The sequence below is a fragment of the Microbacterium sp. P26 genome (genome assembly GCF_023712585.1).
Taxonomy (GTDB): Bacteria; Actinomycetota; Actinomycetes; order Actinomycetales; family Microbacteriaceae; genus Microbacterium; species Microbacterium algihabitans_A.
The window spans coordinates 1-20,067 of the sequence record NZ_JAMAXZ010000002.1; the positions used below are offsets into that span (position 1 = coordinate 1).

Sequence of the window (20,067 nt, forward strand, 5' to 3'; positions counted from 1 at the left end):
CACTGCCTCCATCGACTGACCCCCAGCCACCGCCCGCAGAACCGCAGCCCGCTCCTCCCACGCCAACTTCTTCGGCATCCGCAACCTCCCCACGCGAGGGTGTTGCGCTAAGAACTGGAGACCACCCGAAAACCGTCCGGGTGTTTTGGACACTCAAGGGCCGTCGAAGGACCCCGGATGCCAGGAACCCGGGCCTGTGCGAACGTCGGGTCGCGTGGCGGCCGGAGGGTGGGACCTGGGCACCGGGACGCTGGCGCGGGAGCGCTACGAAGCGCGGAGGGCCTGATCGAGGTCTGCGATGAGGTCTTCGGCGTCCTCCAGGCCGATCGACAGCCGGATGAGGCCGTCGCCGATGCCGAGGCGATCGCGTGTGTCTTGCGTGAAGCCGAGGTGGGTCGTCGTCGCGGGGTGCAGGGCCATCGACCGCGTGTCGCCGATGTTGGTCATGCGGCTGAACAGACGCAGAGCGTCGAAGAAACGCTCCGCGGCGGGGCGACCTTCGCGCACGGTGAACGAGAAGACGGAGCCCGACAGCCCGTCGTAGTCGCGGACGGCGAGCGCGTGCTGCGGGTGCGAGGGCAGGCCCGCGTAATCAACACTCTCGACCTCGGCGTGCTGCTCGAGCCATTCGGCGATCGTGCGCGCCGTGGCGAGGTGTTGGCGCATGCGCACCGACAGCGTCTCCATGCCTTGCAGCAGCAGGAATCCGTTGAGCGGCGAGAGAGCGGGGCCGGTGTCGTTCGCGATGCCGAACCGGAGCGCCAGCTCGAACGCACGCGGGCCGAACGCCTCGACGAACGAGGAGTGCCCCGCGATCGAGGTGTCGGTGATCGCGGGATAGGAGCGATCGGATGCCATCCAGTCGAACGTCCCGCCGTCGACCACCGCACCCGCGAGGTTCGCTCCGTGCCCGGAGAGGAACTTCGTCGCCGAGTGCACGACGATGTCGGCTCCGTGCTCGATGGGACGGATCAGGAACGGTGTCGCGATGGTGTTGTCGACGACGAGGGGGATGCCGTGTCGTCGCGCCACGCGAGCGACGGCGTCGATGTCGACGACGTCGTTCTTGGGGTTCGGGAGCGTCTCGGTGAAGATCGCCTTCGTCTCGGGGCGGATGAGCGCATCCCACTCCGACTCGTCGGCGGGATCCCACACGTACTCGACGGTGACGCCCATGCGGGCGAAGGTGCGGTCGAACAGCACCCGCGTGCCGCTGTAGATGCTGGCGGTCGAGACGATGTGCTCACCGCTTCCGGCGAGCCCGAGCAGGGCGATCGTGATCGCCGCCTGACCTGACCCGACGACGATCGCTCCCGATCCACCCTCGAGGGAGGCCAACCGGGCCTCGGCGACCTGGTTGGTGGGGTTCGCGTTGCGGGAGTAGAGGTGACCCAGATCTGCGCCGGCGAACCGATCGGTCGCCTCTTGGAACGAATCGAATCGGTACGCGGCAGACAGGTGCACCGGGGTGATGCGCGAACCGTGAGTGAGGTCTTCGATCTCGCCCGCGTGCACCTGGCGCGTGGCGAAGCCGAAGCCCTGCCAATCGGAGTGCGGGGGAGCGGGCTCAGCCACGCAGACCCACCGCTTCTTGCGGGAGCAGCGTGCCGAGCCAGCGGGCGATCTCGCGGGGTCCGGAGCGCGGTGCGGTGGCCTCGACGTCGGGGTTGTAGTTGGTGTTCGTGTTGACGTCGTACGTGACCGTGCGCCCGTCGCGCGTCTCGATGAACTCGATGCCCGCGATGCCGACACCCTCGGCCGCGAGGAACGCGAGGTAGCGGTCGACGAGCGCCTGGTCGACGTCTTCCCGCAGACGGAAGAGGGGCTCGGGCTCGACCCCGTCTGCCCCCGGAACGGCGCAGGCCTCGGCGGGGCAGAGCTCGAAGCTGCCCGCACTGGTGTCGACCCGCACGGCGTACACGAAATCGCCGGCGACGAACTCGGCCCGCGTGATGAAGGGCGTCTTGGCGACGAGCAACTCTTGCAACAGGGTGATGCCATCGGGAGAGGGTTCGAAGTCGGGGCTCTTCACCCACGCGGCGAACTCGTCGACGGTGTCCCAGCGCCGCACCCCGAGTCCCTTCCCGCCCTGGTTGTGCTTGCTGATGAAGGGGGCGCCGAACTCCTCAGCCTTCGCCGCCAGGTCGTCGACGCCGAACACGGCGACCGTGCGCGGAACCTCGATGCCCGCGTGTCGCAGAGCCGCGTGCTGCGCGACCTTGCTGACCTCGAGTTCGAGCACGTCGGCCCCGTTGATCACCGTGCGACCCCACGACGCGAGCCAGCGCAGCACGGCGCGGCCGAACTCTTTGCTGTAGGCGTGGTCGCGGGTGTGGGCCGAGGCGCTCAGCCGCGACCAGAAGATGCCCTCGGGCGGCTCGACGGCCAGGTCGATCGAGCCGTCGGTCAGCATCCACTCTTCGAACGGCACACCCTCGGCTTCGAACGCCGCCGCGAACGGCGGGATCCATTGAGGGTTCTCGTGGATGACATAGACCTTGCCCGACATGCCGCCAGGCTAACCCGGACCTCCGACATCGGGACGACCGTGCGTCACCTGACGACACTGGGCCCGCCGGCATCCGCCCCCTAGGCTCGGATGCCGGAAAGGGATGCCATGACCTCGGACTACATCGATGCCAACCGCGCCAACTGGGATGAGCGCGCGACTCTGCACGCCGCGCGCGACGGTTCGGGTTACGGCGTTCAGCGCTATGTGCAGGATTCCGCGGCACTGTCGGACGTCGTGCGGTTCGACGTGCCCCTGCTGGGCGACATCGCGGGCAAGCGGGCGGTGCACCTGCAGTGCCACATCGGCACCGACACTCTTTCGCTCGCGCGGCTGGGCGCGCGGGTCACAGGACTCGACTTCTCGGAGAACGCCGTTGCGGAGGCGCGACGCCTCGCCGACGAAGCCGGCGTGCAGGTCGATTTCGTCCGATCGGATGTTCGGCGCGCGGCGGAGGTGCTCCCGCGCGGAGAGTTCGATCTCGTCTACACGGGGATCGGGGCGCTGTGCTGGCTCCCGTCGATCACGGAATGGGCAGGGGTGGTTGCCGACCTTCTCGCGCCCGGCGGGACGCTTCACATCCGCGAGGGGCATCCCGTGCTGTGGGCGATGAACGAGGAACTGCCCGGGCTGACGCTCGCGTTCCCGTACTTCGAGCAGACGGCACCTCTGGAGTGGGATGACGACAGCACCTATGTCGAAGCGTCGGCTCCGCTGACGTCGACGAAGACGTACGAGTGGAACCACGGTCTCGGCGAGATCGTCACGGCCCTGCTGGAGCACGGCCTGCGTCTCGACACACTCGTCGAGCACGACAGCGTTCCGTGGGAGGCCCTGCCCGGCCGCATGACGAAGCGCCCGAACGGCGAGTTCGCGCTGACCGAGCAGCCGTCGGTGATGCCGCTGAGCTACACGATCAGGGCGACGAAGGTGGCGTGACGGTCGGAGTAGACGAAGTCTGCGACGGCTGCAGCTCGAAGATGTCGCCGGGAACGCAGGGGCTCACATAGCCGAAATTGGCTACCCCTCTTCCGACCCACAGGTCTGTGATGGAACCGTCGTCGTTGACCCCGCTCAGGAATGGCGGATCAGAGAGGATGTACCGGACTGGGTCCAGATCCCGATTGACCGTGATCTCCGCGTTCACTCCGCTATTACTCCACGCAATCTGCACTTGCTCGGCCAGTTTTTGCGGTTCTGCGGGCAACGTCTGCGCGAATCGAGAGTCAAGGTGCAGTGACACACCGTTCACGCCACCAGAGGCGTTGCAGGCGAACCACTGTCTATGCATCTCCCAGCCGTCTTCGCCAAAGGCCTCGAGAGCAGCCGCATACAGTCGGTCGCCTTCTTCCGTTACCTGATCGGGTGTCATGTCAGTTCCTCCAGTCGTCTGAGCGGAGCAAGATATGACCGAGCTTCCGATAATAAACATTGCGACAAAGACCGTCGCAGTTCTCAAGGCATGCCTGCGGCCCATTTGCCACCTCCGATAACGGCTCTTTCGCTCGTGTTTCCGCCCGCCACTAACTGATCGTCACTACCCATCGTCGCGAGTGCCGTGTTGTACAACGCAGTAGTGCCCTTGGTGAAATAGCTCTCATTACCCTCAATCGCAGAGCCGATGGGACCGTGACGCTGGACCTGCTCCAGAATCTGCCCCTCGACCTTCGTCGCTTCGGAAGAGAAGACACGGGCCCCAAAATTCTGAGTCGTTGGATCTTGACGTCCGGAAAATAGTTGGCCCACTGGAGCCCATTCGTCGCGGATTGCTTGAGACGCAAATACTTGACCCGCGGGCACGTTGAGGTCTGAGGCTTGTTCGATCGCGGTCGAGATTCCCGCTGAACCCAGCAGTATCAGGTGGTCAGCTTGGGCCGTTTGTAGAGCGAGCGTCGCAACGTCAGTGCCGTAAGAATGCGCGACGACGGAGAGTTCGAGGTCCGCACCCCCGGCGTCTCGCGCCAGTTGAAGAGCCTGGATGTCTCGAGACAGACTTTCTGCCCCTATCCGCGCTCGCTCGTCAAAAAACACTTCGCCCGCAGCAATAGTCGGCATCGGCGGGTGGTATCCAATCCAGGCAATCGCAGCGAGGTCACCTCGCGCTACACCCGTCACGCGCTGCTGCTCCGCCAGCAACGCGTCCGCTGTCTCCACGTAGTCGCCCATGCTTCCCTGAACCGTCGTCCCCATCCCCGGCACGATCACACTCACGTGGCTCGCCCTGTCCAGATCCCCCACCGCCACCTGCGCGAGCGGCGGCCGATCCAACACCAGCGACGCGAGGGTGTTGCCGTTCGCCGCGCGCTCCAACGCCTCCAGCGCCGCCACCTGCTCCGACTGGTCCCACGGGCTGTTCCGCGCCTCCGCGAGCGCCTGGGCGAGCACGATGCGGTTCGCGCGGTCGCGCGCGGCGTAGGAGACACCGCCGAGGTTGCCGATGATCCCGGGGGCACAAGCGATCAGTGCATCCTGCTGCGCCGAACTCAGGCCGCGCCACCACGGGGCGACGTCGGTCAGGCTCGTCTGCGCCAGGCGCTCCAGCAGGTCAGGTCGCGCCCCGAGCAGGGCGGTGAGCGTGTCGGCGTCGAGGGTGCGCATCATCGCGAGCACGCGTCCGGGCGGAAGCGCTGCGACTCCGAGACCCTCACCGACCCTCGCCCATGCTTCTCCGCGGGCGCGCACGGCCTCGATCGCACGCCGCACGGCGACTGTCGCGACATCGCCCGCCGCTTTCACGTCGGCGCACGCGTCAGTCACCATCGCCTCGGCGCGCGCTCGCGCCTCGCCGGCGGTGGTCGGAGCCGGTCCGCGGTGGCGGGGATCCGACACGAGCACCGGCCACCCCCGCGAGAACGACGAGAAACCGGCCGGCGTCCCCGGCGTCTCGGGCAGCGACGACGCGAACGCCCACGCCTCGATCGCCTGCGCGGCCAGCCCCTGCGCCGAACTCAACGCTCGGGCATACGTCTGCAGTGGGCCGATGACCGCGGAGAGACCGTCGCCGATCTCGGTCCAGCGTCGCGCGACCGACGTCACCCGGTTCGCGTACGCCTCGGCCGCTTGCCCGGTCCATCCATCGATCTCGCGCATGCGCACGAGTCGGTCGATCAGATCCGAGGCGACGCGTGCTCTCTCGGCAGCGAGGTGTGCGACCTCGTACGCGGCCTCCACCGACCCCGGCACCAATCCGGTGGGGTGCGACGAAAGCCCCAGAGGGGTCACAGCAACGCCTGCAGGGCCTTGAGCGTGACGTCAGCGTCACCGTCCACGCGTTCGTACATCGCCGCCACCTCCCTCAGACCGGACGCCACGTCGTCGACGCTCGCGACCGCCTCGGTCCAGCCGCCGGCCAGAGCCCCCGCGAAGTCGTCGACGGCCTCGCAGAGCGCCTCGTGACCGAGGGTGCGAGTCCACGGCATCCGGAACTGACCTTCGGCGGGCCGGATGACGTTGTCGAAGATCAGGGCGGTGCGGCGGAGCTCGTCGGGGATCACGGTGAATGCGCGCATGCGGGAAAGGTACTGAGGATCACGGCGACCCCGAGCGAGTTATCCACAGGGAAAAGCCCGGTCCAGCGCATATTCACCCGTCGAGCGACCAAGTTCACCCGAGACACCCATGACGAACGTCACCCCTGAATGGTGACGGCCGGCTGATGTGACCTCGGAGCCCCGCGGCCAGCATGAACACATGACCTCCTCCACCCCCACCCCCGCCGCGATCGACGCGCGGGGCGTCGTCAAGAGCTTCGGCTCCGTCCACGCCGTCCGCGGCGTCGACCTCACCGTCCGACCGGGCGAGATCGTGGCCTTCCTCGGCCCGAACGGCGCGGGCAAGACCACCACGATCGACATGATCCTGGGCCTGACGAACCCCGACGCCGGCAGCATCGAGGTGTTCGGCCACAGCGCTCGCGGAGCCGTCGCCCGCGGCCTCGTCTCGGCTGTTCTCCAGTCGGGCGGGCTGCTGAAAGACCTGACCGTGCGCGAAACGGTCGAGCTGACGGCGAGCCTGTTCGCCGAGAAGCGCCCCGTCGACGAGGCCCTCGAGCGTGCCGGCATCCTGAACCTCGCCCGCCGCAAGGTCGGTCTGTGCTCGGGCGGCGAGCAGCAGCGACTGCGCTTCGCGATGGCGCTCGTGAGCGACCCCGCGCTGCTGATCCTCGACGAGCCGACCACCGGCATGGACGTCGAGGCGCGCCGCTCGTTCTGGAGCGCCATTCGAGCGGATGCCGCTCGCGGACGCACCGTGATGTTCGCCACGCACTACCTCGACGAGGCCGACGAGTACGCCGACCGCATCGTGCTGATGCGCGGCGGACAGATCGTGGCCGACGGCAGCACCACCGAGATCAAGAACCTCGTCTCGGGGCGGGTCGTTCAGGTGACGCTCCCGGATGCCGACCTCACGGCCCTCGCGGCTGTCCCGGGCGTCGACTCGGTCGAGGCCGCCGGCGAGCGCATCACCGTGCACACGCGGGATTCCGACGCCCTCGCGCGTCACCTGCTCACCTCCACCCCGGCGCGGGATCTCGAGATCACCGCCCAGAACCTCGAGAGCGTGTTCCTGACGCTCACCGCCGAGCCCTCGGCATCCGACCTCGTCCCGACGGGAGCACGCCGATGACCGCCATCGCCCTCGACCGCCCGCTGCCCGCCATGGGTGGGTTCACGCTGACCTATCTGCGCATCGAACTGGTGCGCAAGCTGCGCAATCCGCGCAGCATTCTCTTCACCGTCGCGTTCCCCGTGCTGATGTTCTTCATCGTCGGGTTCCAGACGCTCGACGTGCCGCTGACCGATACACCGCTGGCGTCCGGGGGAGTGTCGGTGGCCGCGTACATCATGGTCTCGATGGCGATGTACGGAACCATGATGTCGGCGACCCAGACCGGGGCGTCGGTCGCGGTGGAGCGCGCGCAGGGCTGGTCGCGACAGCTGCGGCTCACCCCCCTCAACCCGGTCTCGAACGTCGTGGTCAAGATGCTCGCGGGCATGATGTTCGGCCTGATCGCGGTCATCGCGACCTACGCGGTCGCCGCGGGAGCCGGCGTGCAGCTCGCCCCGGTGCAGTGGATCGTCACGGGCCTCGCGGCCTGGGTGCTCGCGGGAGCCGTCTTCACCACCCTCGGGCTCATGGTCGGCTACATGGTGCCGGGCGAGAACGCGGCGCAGATCACGAGCCTCGCGGTGGTGCTGCTGTCGTTCCTCGGCGGGCTGTTCTTCCCCCTGTCGTCGATGCCCGACTTCCTGCAGGTCATCGGCAAGCTGACGCCGGTCTACGGCATCGGCGAGCTCGCCCGCTCGCCCCTCACCGGCGACGGATTCGACCTCGGCGCCCTCGTCAACGCGGTGGTGTGGCTCGCGGTGTTCATCGCCGGCACCGTCTTCTTCTTCCGTCGCGACACGCGTCGCGGCTGACACGCCTAGGGTGAACGACGTGAGCACGACGGCCGGCCCGGAGCGCACCCGCGTTCCGGGCCGCCGTCCGTTCCGCCGCGGCTGGTTCATCGGGGCGTCGATCTCGCTGATCTGGACCTATCCGGTGCTGGTCGAGCTCTGGCAGGGCCCGAGCATGACGGGTCACCTCGTCGGCACCGCGATCATCATCGTGTTCGCCGCCGTGTTCATTGCGACCGTTCCCTACGCCCGCGTCACCCCGTCGCGCCTCCGCAGGCTGCTGCCGACGGTGGTGCTCTTCGCGCTGAGCCTCACGCTGCTGCCCTGGCTGGGCACCGACATCCGCTGGATGTGGACCTTCGTCGGCGTCGCGTTCGCCGTCTCGGCGATGGGGCGGAGGACCACGTGGCTGTTCATCCCGGCCCTCAGCGTCCTGTCGTTCGTCGTCGGCGACGCGATGGGCGCCGATGCCTTCTCGAACGTCGTGAACTCGGCGATCATCCTCTCGATCTCGATCATGATGTTCAGCTTCGTCGAGAACATCTCGACCCTCGAGCGGCTGCGTGCGGCCCAGGAGCAGATCGCCGAACTCGCCGCCGAACGCGAGCGCGGCCGCGTCGCCCGCGACGTGCACGACATCCTCGGCCACTCGCTCACGGTGATCACCGTGAAGGCCGAGTTGGCACGACGGCTGATGGATGCCGGCTCCCCGGCTGCCCGCGACGAGATCGCCCAGATCGAAGGCCTCTCCCGCGGGGCTCTGGCCGACGTGCGCGCGACCGTGCACGGGTACCGCGGCGTGAGCATCAGCGGCGAGCTGGCCGCCGCCCGCGCGGCGCTCGAGAGCGCCGGCGTCTCGGCCGACCTCCCCGGCTCCACCGACCAGGTGCCCGCCGACCGCCGAGAACTCGCCGGGTGGGTCGTGCGGGAGGCCGTCACCAACGTGGTGCGCCACTCGGGCGCGAGCGCCTGCCGTGTGCGACTCGACAACCGCTCGATCGAGGTCGCCGACGACGGATGCGGCCCGGCGTCCACGGCATCCACCGGCTCAGGACTCACGGGACTCCGCGAACGCGTCGAGACCTCGGGAGCGCGGTTGACCATCGGCCGCAGCGACCTGGGCGGCTTCAAAGTGAAGGTGGCGTGGTGATCCGACTGCTCATCGCCGACGATCAGGCCCTCGTGCGGGGCGCCCTCGCCGCTCTGCTCGGACTCGAGCCCGACATCGAGGTCGTCGCCCAGGTCGGACGCGGAGACGAAGTGGTCGAGGCGGCGCGGACATCTGAGGCGACCGTCGCCCTGCTCGACATCGAGATGCCGGGGATCGACGGGATCGCCGCCGCCGCCCAATTACGAGCAGAAGTTCCCGGATGCCGCGCCCTCATCGTCACGACCTTCGGACGCCCCGGCTACCTGGCGCGGGCGATGCAGGCCGGCGCGTCGGGCTTCGTGGTCAAGGACACGCCGGCGGCCGAACTCGCAGATGCCGTGCGGCGGGTCTCTCAGGGACTGCGCGTGGTCGACCCGCAATTGGCCGCCGAGTCGCTCGCCCAAGGCGACTCGCCCCTGACGGAGCGTGAGACCGACGTGCTCGCCGCGGCACGCGACGGCGGCTCGATCGCCGACATCGCACGGACCGTCCACCTCTCGGAGGGCACGGTGAAGAACCATCTGTCCAGTGCGATCGGCAAGACCGGCGGGCGCAACAGGGCGGATGCCGTGCGGGTGGCCGTCGAGCGCGGGTGGCTCTAGCGGTCGGCGCCCACCCCGAACGCCTCCGCCTCCTCCTCCGTCAGCATCCGGGAGCGGATGAGGAAGCGCATGCCCGTCGGCCCCTCGACCGAGAAGCCCGCGCCGCGACCGGGGACGACGTCGATCGTCAGGTGCGTGAACTTCCAGTACTCGAACTGCGACTCCGACATGTAGACCTGAATGGGGTCGTCGAGACCGACCTCGATGTCGCCGAGGTGCACGTCGCTGGGCCCGGTGATGAACATCCCCACGGGGTAACACATGGGGGAGCTGCCATCGCAGCAGCCGCCGGACTGGTGGAACATCAGCGGCCCGTGCTTGACCGTGAGCTCGCGCAGCAGCGCGGCCGCGGCATCCGTCACATCGACGCGAGAAAGCTCGGCCATGTCCCGTTCCTTTCGAACGATGTCCCACTTTCGGTCGCCTGAGGGGTGCTCAGGCGACCGATTGTGGGACATGGCGACGCGGCGCCGGGAAAGCCCCGGCGCCGCTGCGACTCAGAAGAAGCCCATTGCCCCGTCGGCGTACGACACGAGCAGGTTCTTCGTCTGCTGGTAGTGGTCGAGCATCTTGAGGTGGTTCTCGCGACCGATGCCCGACTGCTTGTATCCGCCGAACGCCGCGTGCGCGGGGTACTGGTGATACGTGTTCGTCCAGACGCGGCCCGCCTCGATCGCGCGACCGGCACGGTAAGCGGTGTCGCCGCTGCGTGCCCAGACGCCCGCGCCGAGGCCGTAGAGCGTGTCGTTGGCGATCGAGATGGCGTCGTCGAAGTCGTCGAACGACGTGACCGACAGCACGGGTCCGAAGATCTCCTCCTGGAAGATGCGCATGTCGTTCGTGCCCTCGAACACCGTCGGAGCGACGTAGTAACCGCCCGACAGGTCGCCGCCGAGGTCGACGCGCTCACCGCCCGTGAGCAGCTTCGCCCCACCCTGCTTGCCGATGTCGATGTACGACAGGATCTTCTCGAGCTGGTCGTTCGAGGCCTGCGCGCCGATCATCGTCTCGGGGTCGAGCGGGTTGCCCTGGCGCACCTTCTTCACGCGCTTGAGCCCGTCGCCGAGGAACTGGTCGTAGATCGACCGCTGGATCAGCGAGCGCGAGGGGCACGTGCAGACCTCGCCCTGGTTCAGCGCGAACATCGTGAAGCCTTCGAGCGCCTTGTCGTAGTACGCGTCGTCGGTGTGCAGGGCGACGTCTTCGAAGAAGACGTTGGGACTCTTGCCACCGAGTTCGAGCGTCACGGGGATGAGGTTCTGCGAGGCGTACTGCATGATCAGGCGGCCGGTCGTCGTCTCACCCGTGAAGGCGATCTTGCGGATCCGCTTGTGCTGCGCGAGCGGCGCACCCGCCTCGATGCCGAACCCGTTGACGATGTTCACCACGCCCGCGGGGAGCAGGTCACCGATGATGTCGAACAGGAAGAGCAGCGATGCCGGCGTCTGCTCGGCCGGCTTGATCACGACGCAGTTGCCCGCGGCGAGAGCCGGCGCGAGCTTCCACGCGGCCATGAGGATGGGGAAGTTCCACGGAATGATCTGTCCCACCACGCCGAGCGGCTCGTTGAAGTGGTACGCCACCGTGTTCTCGTCGAGCTGGCTGAGCGAGCCCTCCTGCGCCCGCAGCACGCCCGCGAAGTAGCGGAAGTGGTCGACCGTGAGGGGAATGTCGGCTGCGAGCGTTTCGCGCACCGGCTTGCCGTTCTCCCACGTCTCGGCGACGGCGATCTTCTCGAGGTTCTCTTCGATGCGGTCGGCGATCTTGTTGAGGATGACGCTGCGCTCAGCGGGAGTGGTCTTCTTCCACGACGCGAACGCCTTCCACCCGGCCTCGACCGCGCGGTCGATGTCGTGCGCGTCGCCGCGGGCGACCTCGCAGAACGGCTTGCCGGTGACAGGGGTGATGTTCTCGAAGTACTCGCCGCTGTGCGGCTCGACCCACTCGCCGCCGATGTAGTGCCCGTACCGCGAGCGGTACTCGGCGACGGCCCCGCGGGTTCCCGGGGCGGCGTAGACGCTGGATACGCCTTCTTCGACGATGGTCATGCGTGTCTCCTTCGACGGTCATGAGTTGCCGCGTCGGCTTCGGGCGGCGATGCGCCGACGGTACGCCGCGGGAGGTTGCATCGGGTTGCGCCGGCGAGCGGCATGCGTTGAGGACGCATTCGTTCGACGAGACCGCACGGGATTGACGCGAAACGGGTGCGTCGTCGACGAACGAATGCGGTTTCGACGCACACGCGGGCGGGACGGCCGGACAGAACGACGGATGCCGCGACCCTCGGGCCACGGCATCCGTTCGAGCGAGCGCGGTCTAGGCGTCGGCGTCGGCCAGCACCGAGCGCAGCGGGGGCACGTTGACCTCGTGCAGGTCGACGTCGTCGAGGCGCTCGATGCTCTGCACGCGCGGCGCGATGGTGCGGTCGTCGGCGACGATCCAACTGCCGACGAGCAGGAAGCGGTCGTTGCCCGCGGTGATCGGCCCCGTGAGGGCGAAGGTCTGGTGCGTGGGCGTGAGGAAGGTCACGCGCACGGGGGTGCCGTGGGGGAGCGTCGAGGGATCGACGACGTCGGCCTCGAGCGCGGGCTGGGGAGCCTCGATACCCAGGTCGATGCGCTGGATCTCGGAGCTCGTCGCGAGGATGACGTCGCCGACGAGCGGCTGCCCGCCGACGCCGATGCGAACGGTGCCCTCGAGCGCGTAGAGCCCGTAGCGCGGGGAACGGACGATGACGCGGGCGACATCGCCCGCCTTGACCTCGGCCAGCGCCTCGCGGATGCGCCCAACGTCGCGACGGGCGCGGGCTGCCGAGAAGATGTCGAGCGCTTTTTCGTCCATATCTTCAGAGTAACGAGGGCCTCCGACATCGGGCTCCGAACCCGCGGGGTCGGGTGCGGGCCTCAGTCGCGATCGAGCCTCTCGATGCGGGCGACGAGTCCCGCGCGCTTGGGAGATCGAGCCGGCAGCATCGACAGGCACAGCCGCAGCACCTCGCCGTCGTCGCGCCCGTCGAGGGTGTCGGCGTAGGCGAGCAGCACGTCGACCCCCGCCTCGGCGATGAGGGCCTCACGCAGCGCCGAGCGCACCGATTCGCGCACCTCGACCACCCCGGGCGCGTCGGACTCGGGCAGCACCGGACCCGGGTATGCAGCCAGTGCGACCCGGTGCGCCCCGCGATCCAGCAGTGACAGCACGTGCTGGGCGTCGGTCTCGAGGCCGTCGGCAAGCCGGTACGGTCGCGACTGCGGCACCAGCTCCGCAGCGGTCGGCACCAGCGCGCGGCGCAGACGCACCATCTCGGGCCGCAGCGTCTCGACGGCCGGGTGCCCGTACACGGCTTCGCTCAGCGCCTCGGCCGACAGTCCCTCGCGGTGCATCGCCAGCAGCAGCAGGATCTCGGCGTGCCGCGCACTCAGTTCGAGGGTCGAGCCTCCGGCCTCCAGCAGCGCGCGATCCCGCCCGAGGATGCGCAGCAGAGCCCGCGAGGGCGCCGACCGCCGCGGGGGAGGAACCTGCTGCGCACGCAGTCGTGCGACGAGGATCTCGCTCTCGATCGCCCGAGCCGTGGCATCCACCAACAATTGGGCTTGAGGGGTCACAGCCTCGGGCCCTCCGGTGACGTCGATCACGCCGAGCAGTCGCCGCGTCTCGGGATCGTGCACCGGCGCCGCGGTGCAGGACCACGGCTGCACGAGGCGGTTGAAGTGCTCCGCGCCGCGGATCTGCACCGAGCGGTCCAGGGTGAGGGCCGTTCCGGGAGCAGAAGTGCCGACGGCGTCTTCCGCCCAGTTCGCCCCCGCCACGAATCCCATGTCGCCGGTCAGCGCGCGAATGTGACGGTCGCCTTCGACCCACAGCAGACGGCCCGCGGCGTCGCCGACCGCCACGACCACGCCGGATTCCGCGGCCGTGCCGGGCAGCAGCAGCGAGCGGATCATGTCCATCACCCCGGCCAGCGGATGCCCCTGCCGGTACGCCTCGAGCTCGTCGGTCGTCAGACCGAGCGGGGGCAGCCCCTCGGGTCCGACGAGCGAGGCGAGCGAGCGACGCCACGACTCCTGCACGAGGGGGCGGACGTCGTCGAGCCTGCGGTCCTCATTGCCAGCGATGAGTTCTTCGTGAGCGCGCGCGATGAGCAATCCCGAGGTCTCGGGAGAAACGGCCGGTCGCGACCATGGAGAAGACACACGACTCCCATCGGCGGTGACGGAGGTGGGTCCAGTGTAGGTCGGGCGGCACGCGGGCGGGAGGGTCCGTTCGACCGGGGTGCGACCGGTGCGATGTGCCTATGAGGGTTCGACCTCCCACGACACGACGTGCGCGCGATCCAGCGGCACCGGGCGAGAGGCGGCCATTCGCCCCTCTGCCGATGAGAACGGTTCCCGATCCCCTCGAAACGCCGTCAACCCCCGTTGTCGCGGGTCGGGGGGAAGCGCACGGTGGAAGGACCGACAGAAAGGAACGCCATGAAGGCTGTGCAGTACCGCGAGATCGGCAAGGGACCCGAGGTCGTCGAGATCGAGGAGCCCCACGCGGGCCCGGGCCAGGTGCGTCTGAAGGTGACCGCGGCGGGCCTGTGTCACTCCGACTGGTTCGTGATGGACCTCCCCGAAGACCAGTACACGTACGGCCTGCCGCTGACCCTCGGCCACGAGGGCGCGGGGATCGTCGACGAGCTCGGCGAGGGCGTCGAGGGCGTGGAGATCGGCGCGGCCTACGCGATCTACGGCCCGTGGGGCTGCGGGCGCTGCCACGCGTGCGCGCAGGGCGCCGAGAACTACTGCCCCTACGCGGCCGAGATGGGCATCACCCCTCCGGGCCTGGGCAGCCCGGGAGCGATGGCCGAGTACGTCATCGTCGACGACCCGCGGCACCTCGCCCCGCTCGGCGACCTCGACCCGGTCGAGACGGTGTCGCTGACCGATGCCGGACTCACGCCGTACCACGCGATCGTCTCGGCGAAAGAGAAGCTGTACCCCGGGGCGACGGCCGTCGTCATCGGTGTCGGCGGTCTCGGGCACGTCGGTGTGCAGATCCTCCGCGCGATCACCCAGGCCACCGTCATCGCCGTCGACCTCGGCGAAGACAAGCTGGCCCTCGCCCGCGAAGTCGGCGCGCACCACACGGTGAACTCCGACGAGCATGCGGCGGAGCGCATCCGCGAGCTCACGAACGGACTCGGCGCGACGGCGGTCTTCGACTTCGTCGGCGTGCAGCCCACGATCGACCTCGCGCGCGCGGTCGCGGGGATGGACAGCTTCATCCACATCGTCGGCATCGGTGGCGGCATCATGCCGGCCGGCTTCTTCTCCACGCCGATGGGCGCCGCCGTCCGCGCTCCGTACTGGGGCACGCGCAGCGAGCTCATCGAGGTGCTCGATCTCGCCCGTAGCGGCGCCGTCGGCGTCCACGTCGAGCGCTACGGCTTCGACGGAGCCGTCGAAGCGTACGCGAAGCTGCACAAGGGGCAGGTGCGCGGCCGCGCCGTCGTCGTGCCCTGACGCGAACCTCGAGGGGGTGGCATCCGGATCAGGGATGCCACCCCCTCGGTGTGTCCGCCGGGTGAGCGCGGCGAGAAGAAGCGGTATCGCACTACGCACTACTGCGCACTGCGTGGTACTGTCCGTGGCAGACAAGCGAAGGGGGCCGCGTGGATACGACGCAGCTGTTGAAGGGGGTGCTGGACGCCGCGGTGCTCGCCGTCGTGCAGCATGACGACGGGTACGGGTACGACATCGTGCGGCGCCTGCGCGAGGCGGGGCTCGGCGAGGTCGGCGACGCGTCGGTGTACGGCACGCTCCGCCGCCTGTACTCCGCGGGCGCGCTGTCGAGCTACGTCGTGCCGTCGGAGGGCGGGCCGCACCGCAAGTACTACGCGATCAACCCGCAGGGCCGTGAGCTGCTGGATGCGCAGCGCATCAGCTGGACGCACTTCGCATCGGCCATGACGAGCCTGCTCGACGACACCACCCCCGCCCCGAAGCTGCGCACGATCGGAGACGCACGATGATCACCACGACCGTCCACGACGACATCCGCGCCTTCGCCGCCGCCGTCCGTTCGCATCTCGACGACCTCCCTCTCGACGAGGTCGACGACCTGCTCGACGGTCTCGAAGCCGACCTGGCCGACCAGGCGAGTGAGGCCGGGGAGGAGTTCACGATCCCGGATGCCGCGACCTACGCCGCCGAACTGCGCGCGGCCGCGGGGCTTCCGGAACGCGGATCCGCGGTCACCCCGAAGAAGCGTTTCGCCCTCGTCGCCGACGTGCGGCATGGCTGGACGGAGTTGCACGACCGGGTCCGCGCCACCGCGGTCGGCGCCTGGCTGCTCGACCTGCTCGTTTCGCTCCGGCCCGCGTGGTGGGTGCTGCGCGGCGTCGTGTTCTACCTGTGGTTCTTCCTCGCCTTCCTGCCGCGGCCGAGCACCGGCGGCTTCCTGGACGCGATCCTCACGCTGAGCTACAACCCCGTCTCGTGGGCGATCCTGTTGGCCTGCCTGCTCGTCAGCGTGCAATGGGGACGGGGCCGCTGGGCGCCCTTCGCCTGGATCCGCGTCATGCGAACGACGCTGACGATCTTCGCGGTGATCGCGGTGCCGATGTTCGCCGGCTCGTTCTCGACGGCCCTGACCCAGCTCTTCGTCGGATGGGTCGACACCCCGCAGGCCGGGTACGAGACGCCGGGGCTCGCCGTCGACGGTCAGCGCATCCGCAACATCTACGCGTACGACGACGCCGGCAACCCGATCAGCGGAGTGCAGCTGTTCGATCAGGACGGCAATCCGCTGCGAACGATCGGCCGCGAGGCCTCGTCCGAGTCCTACGACGCCTACTTCGCCGGGGGCGGCGGTCCCGTTCCGGTCGCCGACTCGTTTCCCGGGGCCGCGCCGCGGTGGAACGTCTTCCCTCTGCGCGAGGTTCCCGCTGACGAGTGGGCCTGGGATGCACTGAGCGTGCTGTCGACGGCGACGCTGCCCGCCTTCCCGTTCGACCGCGTGCAACCGCTGCCCCAGGGCGACCGCTCCGCATCCGCGGCCCCGACCCCCGGACCGACGCCCAGCGCCGAAGCGACCCCCGGGGCGCAGCCCACGCAGGCGGTGGCCCCGTGACCGATCAGCCGCGCATCATCAGCATCGACCTGACGCACCTCGTGCTCGAGGCCCTCGGCCAGGCCGACGACGATGGCGACCGGCCTCACTGAGACGGGCGCCCTGGACGGATCTTCGGGGGAGTGGGGGCTCTCGAATGCCGTCCCGGGCGCCGCGGGAACGCTTCATTCCGAATCGGGTATGTACCGTCGTGCGGATCAGACCGGAGACGGGCGGTCGGCCGTCGTCCACCGCCGGCGTGTCACCCACGAGATCCGCATGACGGTCGCGCCGACCACCCAAGAGCGGTGACAGGGCTGCTTCAGCCCCGCGCCGCCCACCACTCGCGCAGGCGCTTCTCGGCTTCTTCCTCACCCAGCACACCCTCGTCGAGCCGCAGGTCCAGCAGGAAGCGGTAGGCCTCGCCGACCTCGCGACCGGGCGTGAGTCCGAGGACCTCCTGGATGCGGTTGCCGTCGAGCTCGGGGCGGATCGAGTCGATCTCCTCCTGCTCGCGCAGAGCGGCGATGCGGTTCTCGATGTCGTCGTATGCGGATGCCAGGCGCTGGGCCTTGCGCTTGTTGCGCGTGGTCACGTCGGCCCGGGTCAAAATGTGCAGGCGCTCGAGCTCGTCGCCGGCGTCGCGCACGTATCGCCTGACCGCGGCATCCGTCCATGCCCCCTCGGCGTAGCCGAAGAAGCGCAGGTGCAGCTCGACCAGTCGCGTGACGACGGTGGTCGTGGCCGCGTCGAACCGCAGGGCCTGCAGGCGCTTGCGCGCCAGACGCGCACCCTTGATGTCGTGGTGGTGGAAGGTCACCCCGCCACCGGCCTCGAGGCGCCGGGTCGCGGGCTTGCCGATGTCGTGCAGCAGAGCGGCCAGGCGCAGGGGCACGTCGGGGGCGGCATCCGGATGCCGTTTCTTCTCCAGAGCGATCGCCTGGCGCAGCACGGTGAGCGAGTGCTCGTAGACGTCCTTGTGGTGGTGGTGCTCGTCGACCTCGAGGCGCAGAGCGGGGACCTCGGGCAGAAACTCCTCGATCAGACCGGTCTCGACGAGAACCCGTATGCCACGGACGGGGTCATCCGTCTGCAGCAGCCGCACGAGCTCGGCCTGGATGCGTTCGGGGCTCACGATCTCGAGCGAGCCGCCCAGCTCGGCGATGGCGTCGAGAGTGTCCGGATCCACGGCGAACTCGAGCTGCGAGGCGAAGCGTGCCGCGCGGAGCATACGGAGGGGGTCGTCGCCGAAGCTCACGGTGGGGTCGATCGGGGTGCGCAGGCGACCGGCCAGCAGATCTTCGACGCCTCCGGTGGGATCGACCAGCGTCCGCGCGGGAACGCGCAGCGCCATCGCGTTGACGGTGAAGTCGCGGCGGCTGAGATCGGCCTCGAGCGTGTCACCGAACTCCACGGTGGGCTTGCGGGTGACGCCGTCGTAGCTGTCAGCACGGTAGGTCGTGATCTCGACCTGCTCGCCCTTGACCCTCGCGCCGATGGTGCCGAACGCGCGGCCCACGTCCCACTGCACGCTCGACACGGGCTTGACCAGAGCAAGGATCTCGTCGGGACGCGCGTCGGTGGTGAAGTCGAAATCGTGCGTCGTGCGACCCAACAGCGCGTCGCGCACCGGACCGCCCACGATCGCCAGATCGCGCCCGGCGTCGGCGAACACGCGAGCGAGCGTCGCGACCACGGGGTGGGCGGCGAGCTCCTCGAGGCGCGCGAGACCCTCGACCATGTTCAGCATGCCTTCGAGCCTAACCGGGGCGCCTCACGGCCACGGGCTGCTGCTCACGCGTCGGCGAACGACACGAAGCCGGTCACGAGCAACTCGCGCACGCGCGGCAGCACGTCGGCCCGCAGCTCTGAGGCATCCACTTCCAACAACTGCGCGATGGCGTCGACGAGCACGCCCACGGCGAGGTCTCCGTCGCACGCGCCGACGAGGGCCGCGAGAGCGGGGTCGACCTCGATCGTCCGCGCGAACCCGCCGCCCTGGCGCAACTCGATGACCGAGGGATCCTCTTCTCCCGGACGGTGGTGGCGCGCCTCGGTGACGTCGGGCGACACCTTCAGCACCGCCGAGGCGAGGTCGTCCTCGTCCATGAGAGCTGCGCGGTCGTGCGCGGCGAGGCAGGCGGCCAGGTGCGGACCGAAGGCCGCCTCGCCCCCGCCCGAGACGCGCTCGTAGCGCGCGAGGGTCGGGGCGCCCGCGAGCGGCCGGCGCAGCAGCACGTAGCCGAATCCGACGCCGGTGACACCCCGACGCGCGAAGTCGTCGAGCCACGCGTCGATGAGGGCGGCGTAGGCCGGGGTTCCGGGAACCGTGCCGCCATCGCGCACCCACAGCTCGGCGTAGGCGAGCGGGTCGAGCACCTCGCGCTCGATCACCCACGCGTCCATCTCCGAGCCGACCCACCCGCGCACGCGGTCGAGGCCCGTCTGGCCCCAGCGGTACTCCCAGTTGCCGAGCGACTGCGCGACCCCACCGGGGGCGAGGTTCTCACCGACCCCCGTGATGACCGCGGCCACCAGGGCGTCGCCCTCCATGCCGCCGTCGCGGTATTCGTACGACGGAACGCCTTCGACCCGCGGCGTGATGACGAACGGGGGATTGGATGCCACGCGGTCGAACGTCTCGCCCGCCACCGGCTCGAAGAGCGACCCGAGCCGCGTCTCGATGCCGTCGACACCGTTCAGAAGCGCGTTCAAGCGGGTGAAGCGGAGGGCGCGCTCGGAGATGTCGGTGGCTACGACGTGGTCGACGAGCCGCCGGAGGCGGAGGGCTTGGATGCCGCAGCCCGTGCCGAGATCGAGAGCGGTGCCCCCGCGTCTGGTCAGCTGCAGGCGGGCGAGCGTCTGGGAGGCTCCGCCGACGCCGAGCACGTGGTCTTCGGGCAGGGGACCCTCGAGCGCGGCCTCATCCAGGTCGCTGGCGATCCACCACTCGACCTCTCCCTCGTCGTCGGCGAAGGCCTGCGGCCGCACCAGAACGGCGGGAGTGACCTCGTCGCCCTCGGCGCGGACGAGACCCAGAGCCACGGCACCGTCGACCCCGAGCGAGGGCAACGCCGTCTCGGCATCCGCTCTGTCCACGGCGAAACCGAGTCCCCACAGGCGTCCGAGCACGGCCAGGGCGTCGGTGCGCTCACCGAGCGCACGCTGGGCCGGGCGCCGCAGGCCCCGTGCGACCGCGTCGTCGGCCTGAGCACCCCACGCGTCGCGCAGGGCGGCGCTGGCGTAGCCCGCCCCGCGGAGGTCGTCGGCGAGGGCCTGGCACAGCTGGGGATCGGGTTCGGGGAGCACCGGTCC

19 protein-coding genes are annotated in these 20,067 nt (G+C 69.3%); 8 read left to right on the forward strand and 11 right to left on the reverse strand.

Features of this window, described 5'->3' with window-relative positions:
• Positions 1 to 264 precede the first annotated feature (264 nt).
• Together M3667_RS03590 and M3667_RS03595 are read right to left on the reverse strand one after the other, a co-directional pair.
• Complete coding sequence (locus M3667_RS03590; RefSeq protein ID WP_251505088.1) at positions 265 to 1,575, reverse strand: PLP-dependent transferase; 1,311 nt, start codon at positions 1,573 to 1,575, stop codon at positions 265 to 267.
• Complete coding sequence (locus M3667_RS03595) at positions 1,568 to 2,509, reverse strand: RimK family alpha-L-glutamate ligase (protein WP_251505089.1); 942 nt, start codon at positions 2,507 to 2,509, stop codon at positions 1,568 to 1,570. Before M3667_RS03595 ends, M3667_RS03590 begins: the two co-directional genes overlap by 8 nt.
• A gap of 108 nt (positions 2,510 to 2,617) precedes the next feature.
• Between M3667_RS03595 and M3667_RS03600 the strand changes: the two genes are divergently transcribed.
• Positions 2,618 to 3,448, forward strand: a complete 831-nt coding sequence (locus M3667_RS03600) for a bifunctional 2-polyprenyl-6-hydroxyphenol methylase/3-demethylubiquinol 3-O-methyltransferase UbiG (protein WP_251505090.1) — start codon at positions 2,618 to 2,620, stop codon at positions 3,446 to 3,448.
• Here M3667_RS03600 and M3667_RS03605 read toward each other — a convergent pair.
• The 3 genes from M3667_RS03605 to M3667_RS03615 all read right to left on the reverse strand — a co-directional run bounded on the left by M3667_RS03605 (position 3,426) and on the right by M3667_RS03615 (position 6,018).
• Positions 3,426 to 3,881: a hypothetical protein gene (locus M3667_RS03605; protein WP_251505091.1), complete on the reverse strand. Its 456-nt coding sequence runs from the start codon at positions 3,879 to 3,881 to the stop codon at positions 3,426 to 3,428. The genes M3667_RS03600 and M3667_RS03605 overlap by 23 nt on opposite strands.
• Positions 3,882 to 3,964: 83 nt before the next feature.
• The gene (locus M3667_RS03610; protein ID WP_368859113.1) at positions 3,965 to 5,731 is read right to left on the reverse strand and encodes an alpha/beta hydrolase; all 1,767 of its coding nucleotides are present in this window, start codon (positions 5,729 to 5,731) and stop codon (positions 3,965 to 3,967) included.
• On the reverse strand, positions 5,728 to 6,018 hold the full coding sequence (locus tag M3667_RS03615) for a hypothetical protein (protein ID WP_251505093.1): 291 nt from the start codon (positions 6,016 to 6,018) through the stop codon (positions 5,728 to 5,730). Before M3667_RS03615 ends, M3667_RS03610 begins: the two co-directional genes overlap by 4 nt.
• A gap of 181 nt (positions 6,019 to 6,199) precedes the next feature.
• Here M3667_RS03615 and M3667_RS03620 point away from each other — a divergent pair, with 181 nt between their 5' ends.
• From M3667_RS03620 to M3667_RS03635, 4 genes are read left to right on the forward strand one after another with little or no spacing between them, the layout of a single operon-like run.
• Positions 6,200 to 7,135: an ABC transporter ATP-binding protein gene (locus tag M3667_RS03620; protein WP_251505094.1), complete on the forward strand. Its 936-nt coding sequence runs from the start codon at positions 6,200 to 6,202 to the stop codon at positions 7,133 to 7,135.
• The gene (locus M3667_RS03625) at positions 7,132 to 7,929 is read left to right on the forward strand and encodes an ABC transporter permease (protein WP_251505095.1); all 798 of its coding nucleotides are present in this window, start codon (positions 7,132 to 7,134) and stop codon (positions 7,927 to 7,929) included. The genes M3667_RS03620 and M3667_RS03625 overlap by 4 nt, the downstream gene beginning before the upstream one ends.
• A 19-nt stretch (positions 7,930 to 7,948) precedes the next feature.
• On the forward strand, positions 7,949 to 9,058 hold the full coding sequence (locus M3667_RS16960; RefSeq protein WP_251505097.1) for a sensor histidine kinase: 1,110 nt from the start codon (positions 7,949 to 7,951) through the stop codon (positions 9,056 to 9,058).
• On the forward strand, positions 9,055 to 9,660 hold the full coding sequence (locus M3667_RS03635) for a response regulator transcription factor (RefSeq protein ID WP_251505099.1): 606 nt from the start codon (positions 9,055 to 9,057) through the stop codon (positions 9,658 to 9,660). The genes M3667_RS16960 and M3667_RS03635 overlap by 4 nt, the downstream gene beginning before the upstream one ends.
• Here M3667_RS03635 and M3667_RS03640 read toward each other — a convergent pair.
• The 4 genes from M3667_RS03640 to M3667_RS03655 form a co-directional block, all read right to left on the reverse strand.
• Positions 9,657 to 10,046 carry a DUF779 domain-containing protein gene (locus tag M3667_RS03640; protein WP_154097019.1) on the reverse strand — a complete coding sequence of 130 codons (390 nt, stop codon included), beginning with the start codon at positions 10,044 to 10,046 and terminating at the stop codon, positions 9,657 to 9,659. The two genes, M3667_RS03635 and M3667_RS03640, sit on opposite strands and share 4 nt — an antisense overlap.
• 111 nt (positions 10,047 to 10,157) lie before the next feature.
• Positions 10,158 to 11,708 (reverse strand): aldehyde dehydrogenase family protein, encoded by a 1,551-nt coding sequence (locus M3667_RS03645; protein ID WP_251505100.1) that lies wholly within the window; start codon positions 11,706 to 11,708, stop codon positions 10,158 to 10,160.
• A gap of 268 nt (positions 11,709 to 11,976) precedes the next feature.
• Positions 11,977 to 12,501 carry a hypothetical protein gene (locus M3667_RS03650; RefSeq protein ID WP_251505101.1) on the reverse strand — a complete coding sequence of 175 codons (525 nt, stop codon included), beginning with the start codon at positions 12,499 to 12,501 and terminating at the stop codon, positions 11,977 to 11,979.
• 62 nt (positions 12,502 to 12,563) lie between these two features.
• Positions 12,564 to 13,850 carry a GAF domain-containing protein gene (locus M3667_RS03655; RefSeq protein WP_251505102.1) on the reverse strand — a complete coding sequence of 429 codons (1,287 nt, stop codon included), beginning with the start codon at positions 13,848 to 13,850 and terminating at the stop codon, positions 12,564 to 12,566.
• Between the two features lie 279 nt (positions 13,851 to 14,129).
• Here M3667_RS03655 and M3667_RS03660 point away from each other — a divergent pair, with 279 nt between their 5' ends.
• From M3667_RS03660 to M3667_RS03670, 3 genes are all read left to right on the forward strand, one after another.
• The gene (locus M3667_RS03660; RefSeq protein ID WP_251505103.1) at positions 14,130 to 15,164 is read left to right on the forward strand and encodes an NAD(P)-dependent alcohol dehydrogenase; all 1,035 of its coding nucleotides are present in this window, start codon (positions 14,130 to 14,132) and stop codon (positions 15,162 to 15,164) included.
• Positions 15,165 to 15,313: 149 nt separating this feature from the next.
• Positions 15,314 to 15,673 carry a PadR family transcriptional regulator gene (locus M3667_RS03665; protein ID WP_251505104.1) on the forward strand — a complete coding sequence of 120 codons (360 nt, stop codon included), beginning with the start codon at positions 15,314 to 15,316 and terminating at the stop codon, positions 15,671 to 15,673.
• Complete coding sequence (locus M3667_RS03670; protein ID WP_251505108.1) at positions 15,670 to 16,773, forward strand: hypothetical protein; 1,104 nt, start codon at positions 15,670 to 15,672, stop codon at positions 16,771 to 16,773. The genes M3667_RS03665 and M3667_RS03670 overlap by 4 nt, the downstream gene beginning before the upstream one ends.
• Positions 16,774 to 17,074: 301 nt before the next feature.
• On the opposite strand, the gene M3667_RS03675 is transcribed toward M3667_RS03670, so the two are convergent.
• Positions 17,075 to 18,502 carry a CCA tRNA nucleotidyltransferase gene (locus tag M3667_RS03675; RefSeq protein WP_251505110.1) on the reverse strand — a complete coding sequence of 476 codons (1,428 nt, stop codon included), beginning with the start codon at positions 18,500 to 18,502 and terminating at the stop codon, positions 17,075 to 17,077.
• Positions 18,503 to 18,546: 44 nt separating this feature from the next.
• Positions 18,547 to 20,061 carry a methyltransferase gene (locus M3667_RS03680; protein WP_251505113.1) on the reverse strand — a complete coding sequence of 505 codons (1,515 nt, stop codon included), beginning with the start codon at positions 20,059 to 20,061 and terminating at the stop codon, positions 18,547 to 18,549.
• Between the last annotated feature and the right edge of the window lie 6 nt (positions 20,062 to 20,067).

Excerpts from the sequence above, each read along its gene's own strand:
- M3667_RS03595 (WP_251505089.1), bottom strand. The coding sequence starts at position 2,509 with ATGTCGGGCAAGGTCTATGTCATCCACGAGAACCCTCAATGGATCCCG.
- M3667_RS03600 (WP_251505090.1), top strand. The coding sequence starts at position 2,618 with ATGACCTCGGACTACATCGATGCCAACCGCGCCAACTGGGATGAGCGC.
- M3667_RS03605 (WP_251505091.1), bottom strand. The coding sequence starts at position 3,881 with ATGACACCCGATCAGGTAACGGAAGAAGGCGACCGACTGTATGCGGCT.
- M3667_RS03615 (WP_251505093.1), bottom strand. The coding sequence starts at position 6,018 with ATGCGCGCATTCACCGTGATCCCCGACGAGCTCCGCCGCACCGCCCTG.
- M3667_RS03620 (WP_251505094.1), top strand. The coding sequence starts at position 6,200 with ATGACCTCCTCCACCCCCACCCCCGCCGCGATCGACGCGCGGGGCGTC.
- M3667_RS03625 (WP_251505095.1), top strand. The coding sequence starts at position 7,132 with ATGACCGCCATCGCCCTCGACCGCCCGCTGCCCGCCATGGGTGGGTTC.
- M3667_RS03640 (WP_154097019.1), bottom strand. The coding sequence starts at position 10,046 with ATGGCCGAGCTTTCTCGCGTCGATGTGACGGATGCCGCGGCCGCGCTG.
- M3667_RS03645 (WP_251505100.1), bottom strand. The coding sequence starts at position 11,708 with ATGACCATCGTCGAAGAAGGCGTATCCAGCGTCTACGCCGCCCCGGGA.
- M3667_RS03650 (WP_251505101.1), bottom strand. The coding sequence starts at position 12,501 with ATGGACGAAAAAGCGCTCGACATCTTCTCGGCAGCCCGCGCCCGTCGC.
- M3667_RS03660 (WP_251505103.1), top strand. The coding sequence starts at position 14,130 with ATGAAGGCTGTGCAGTACCGCGAGATCGGCAAGGGACCCGAGGTCGTC.
- M3667_RS03670 (WP_251505108.1), top strand. The coding sequence starts at position 15,670 with ATGATCACCACGACCGTCCACGACGACATCCGCGCCTTCGCCGCCGCC.
- M3667_RS03675 (WP_251505110.1), bottom strand. The coding sequence starts at position 18,502 with ATGCTGAACATGGTCGAGGGTCTCGCGCGCCTCGAGGAGCTCGCCGCC.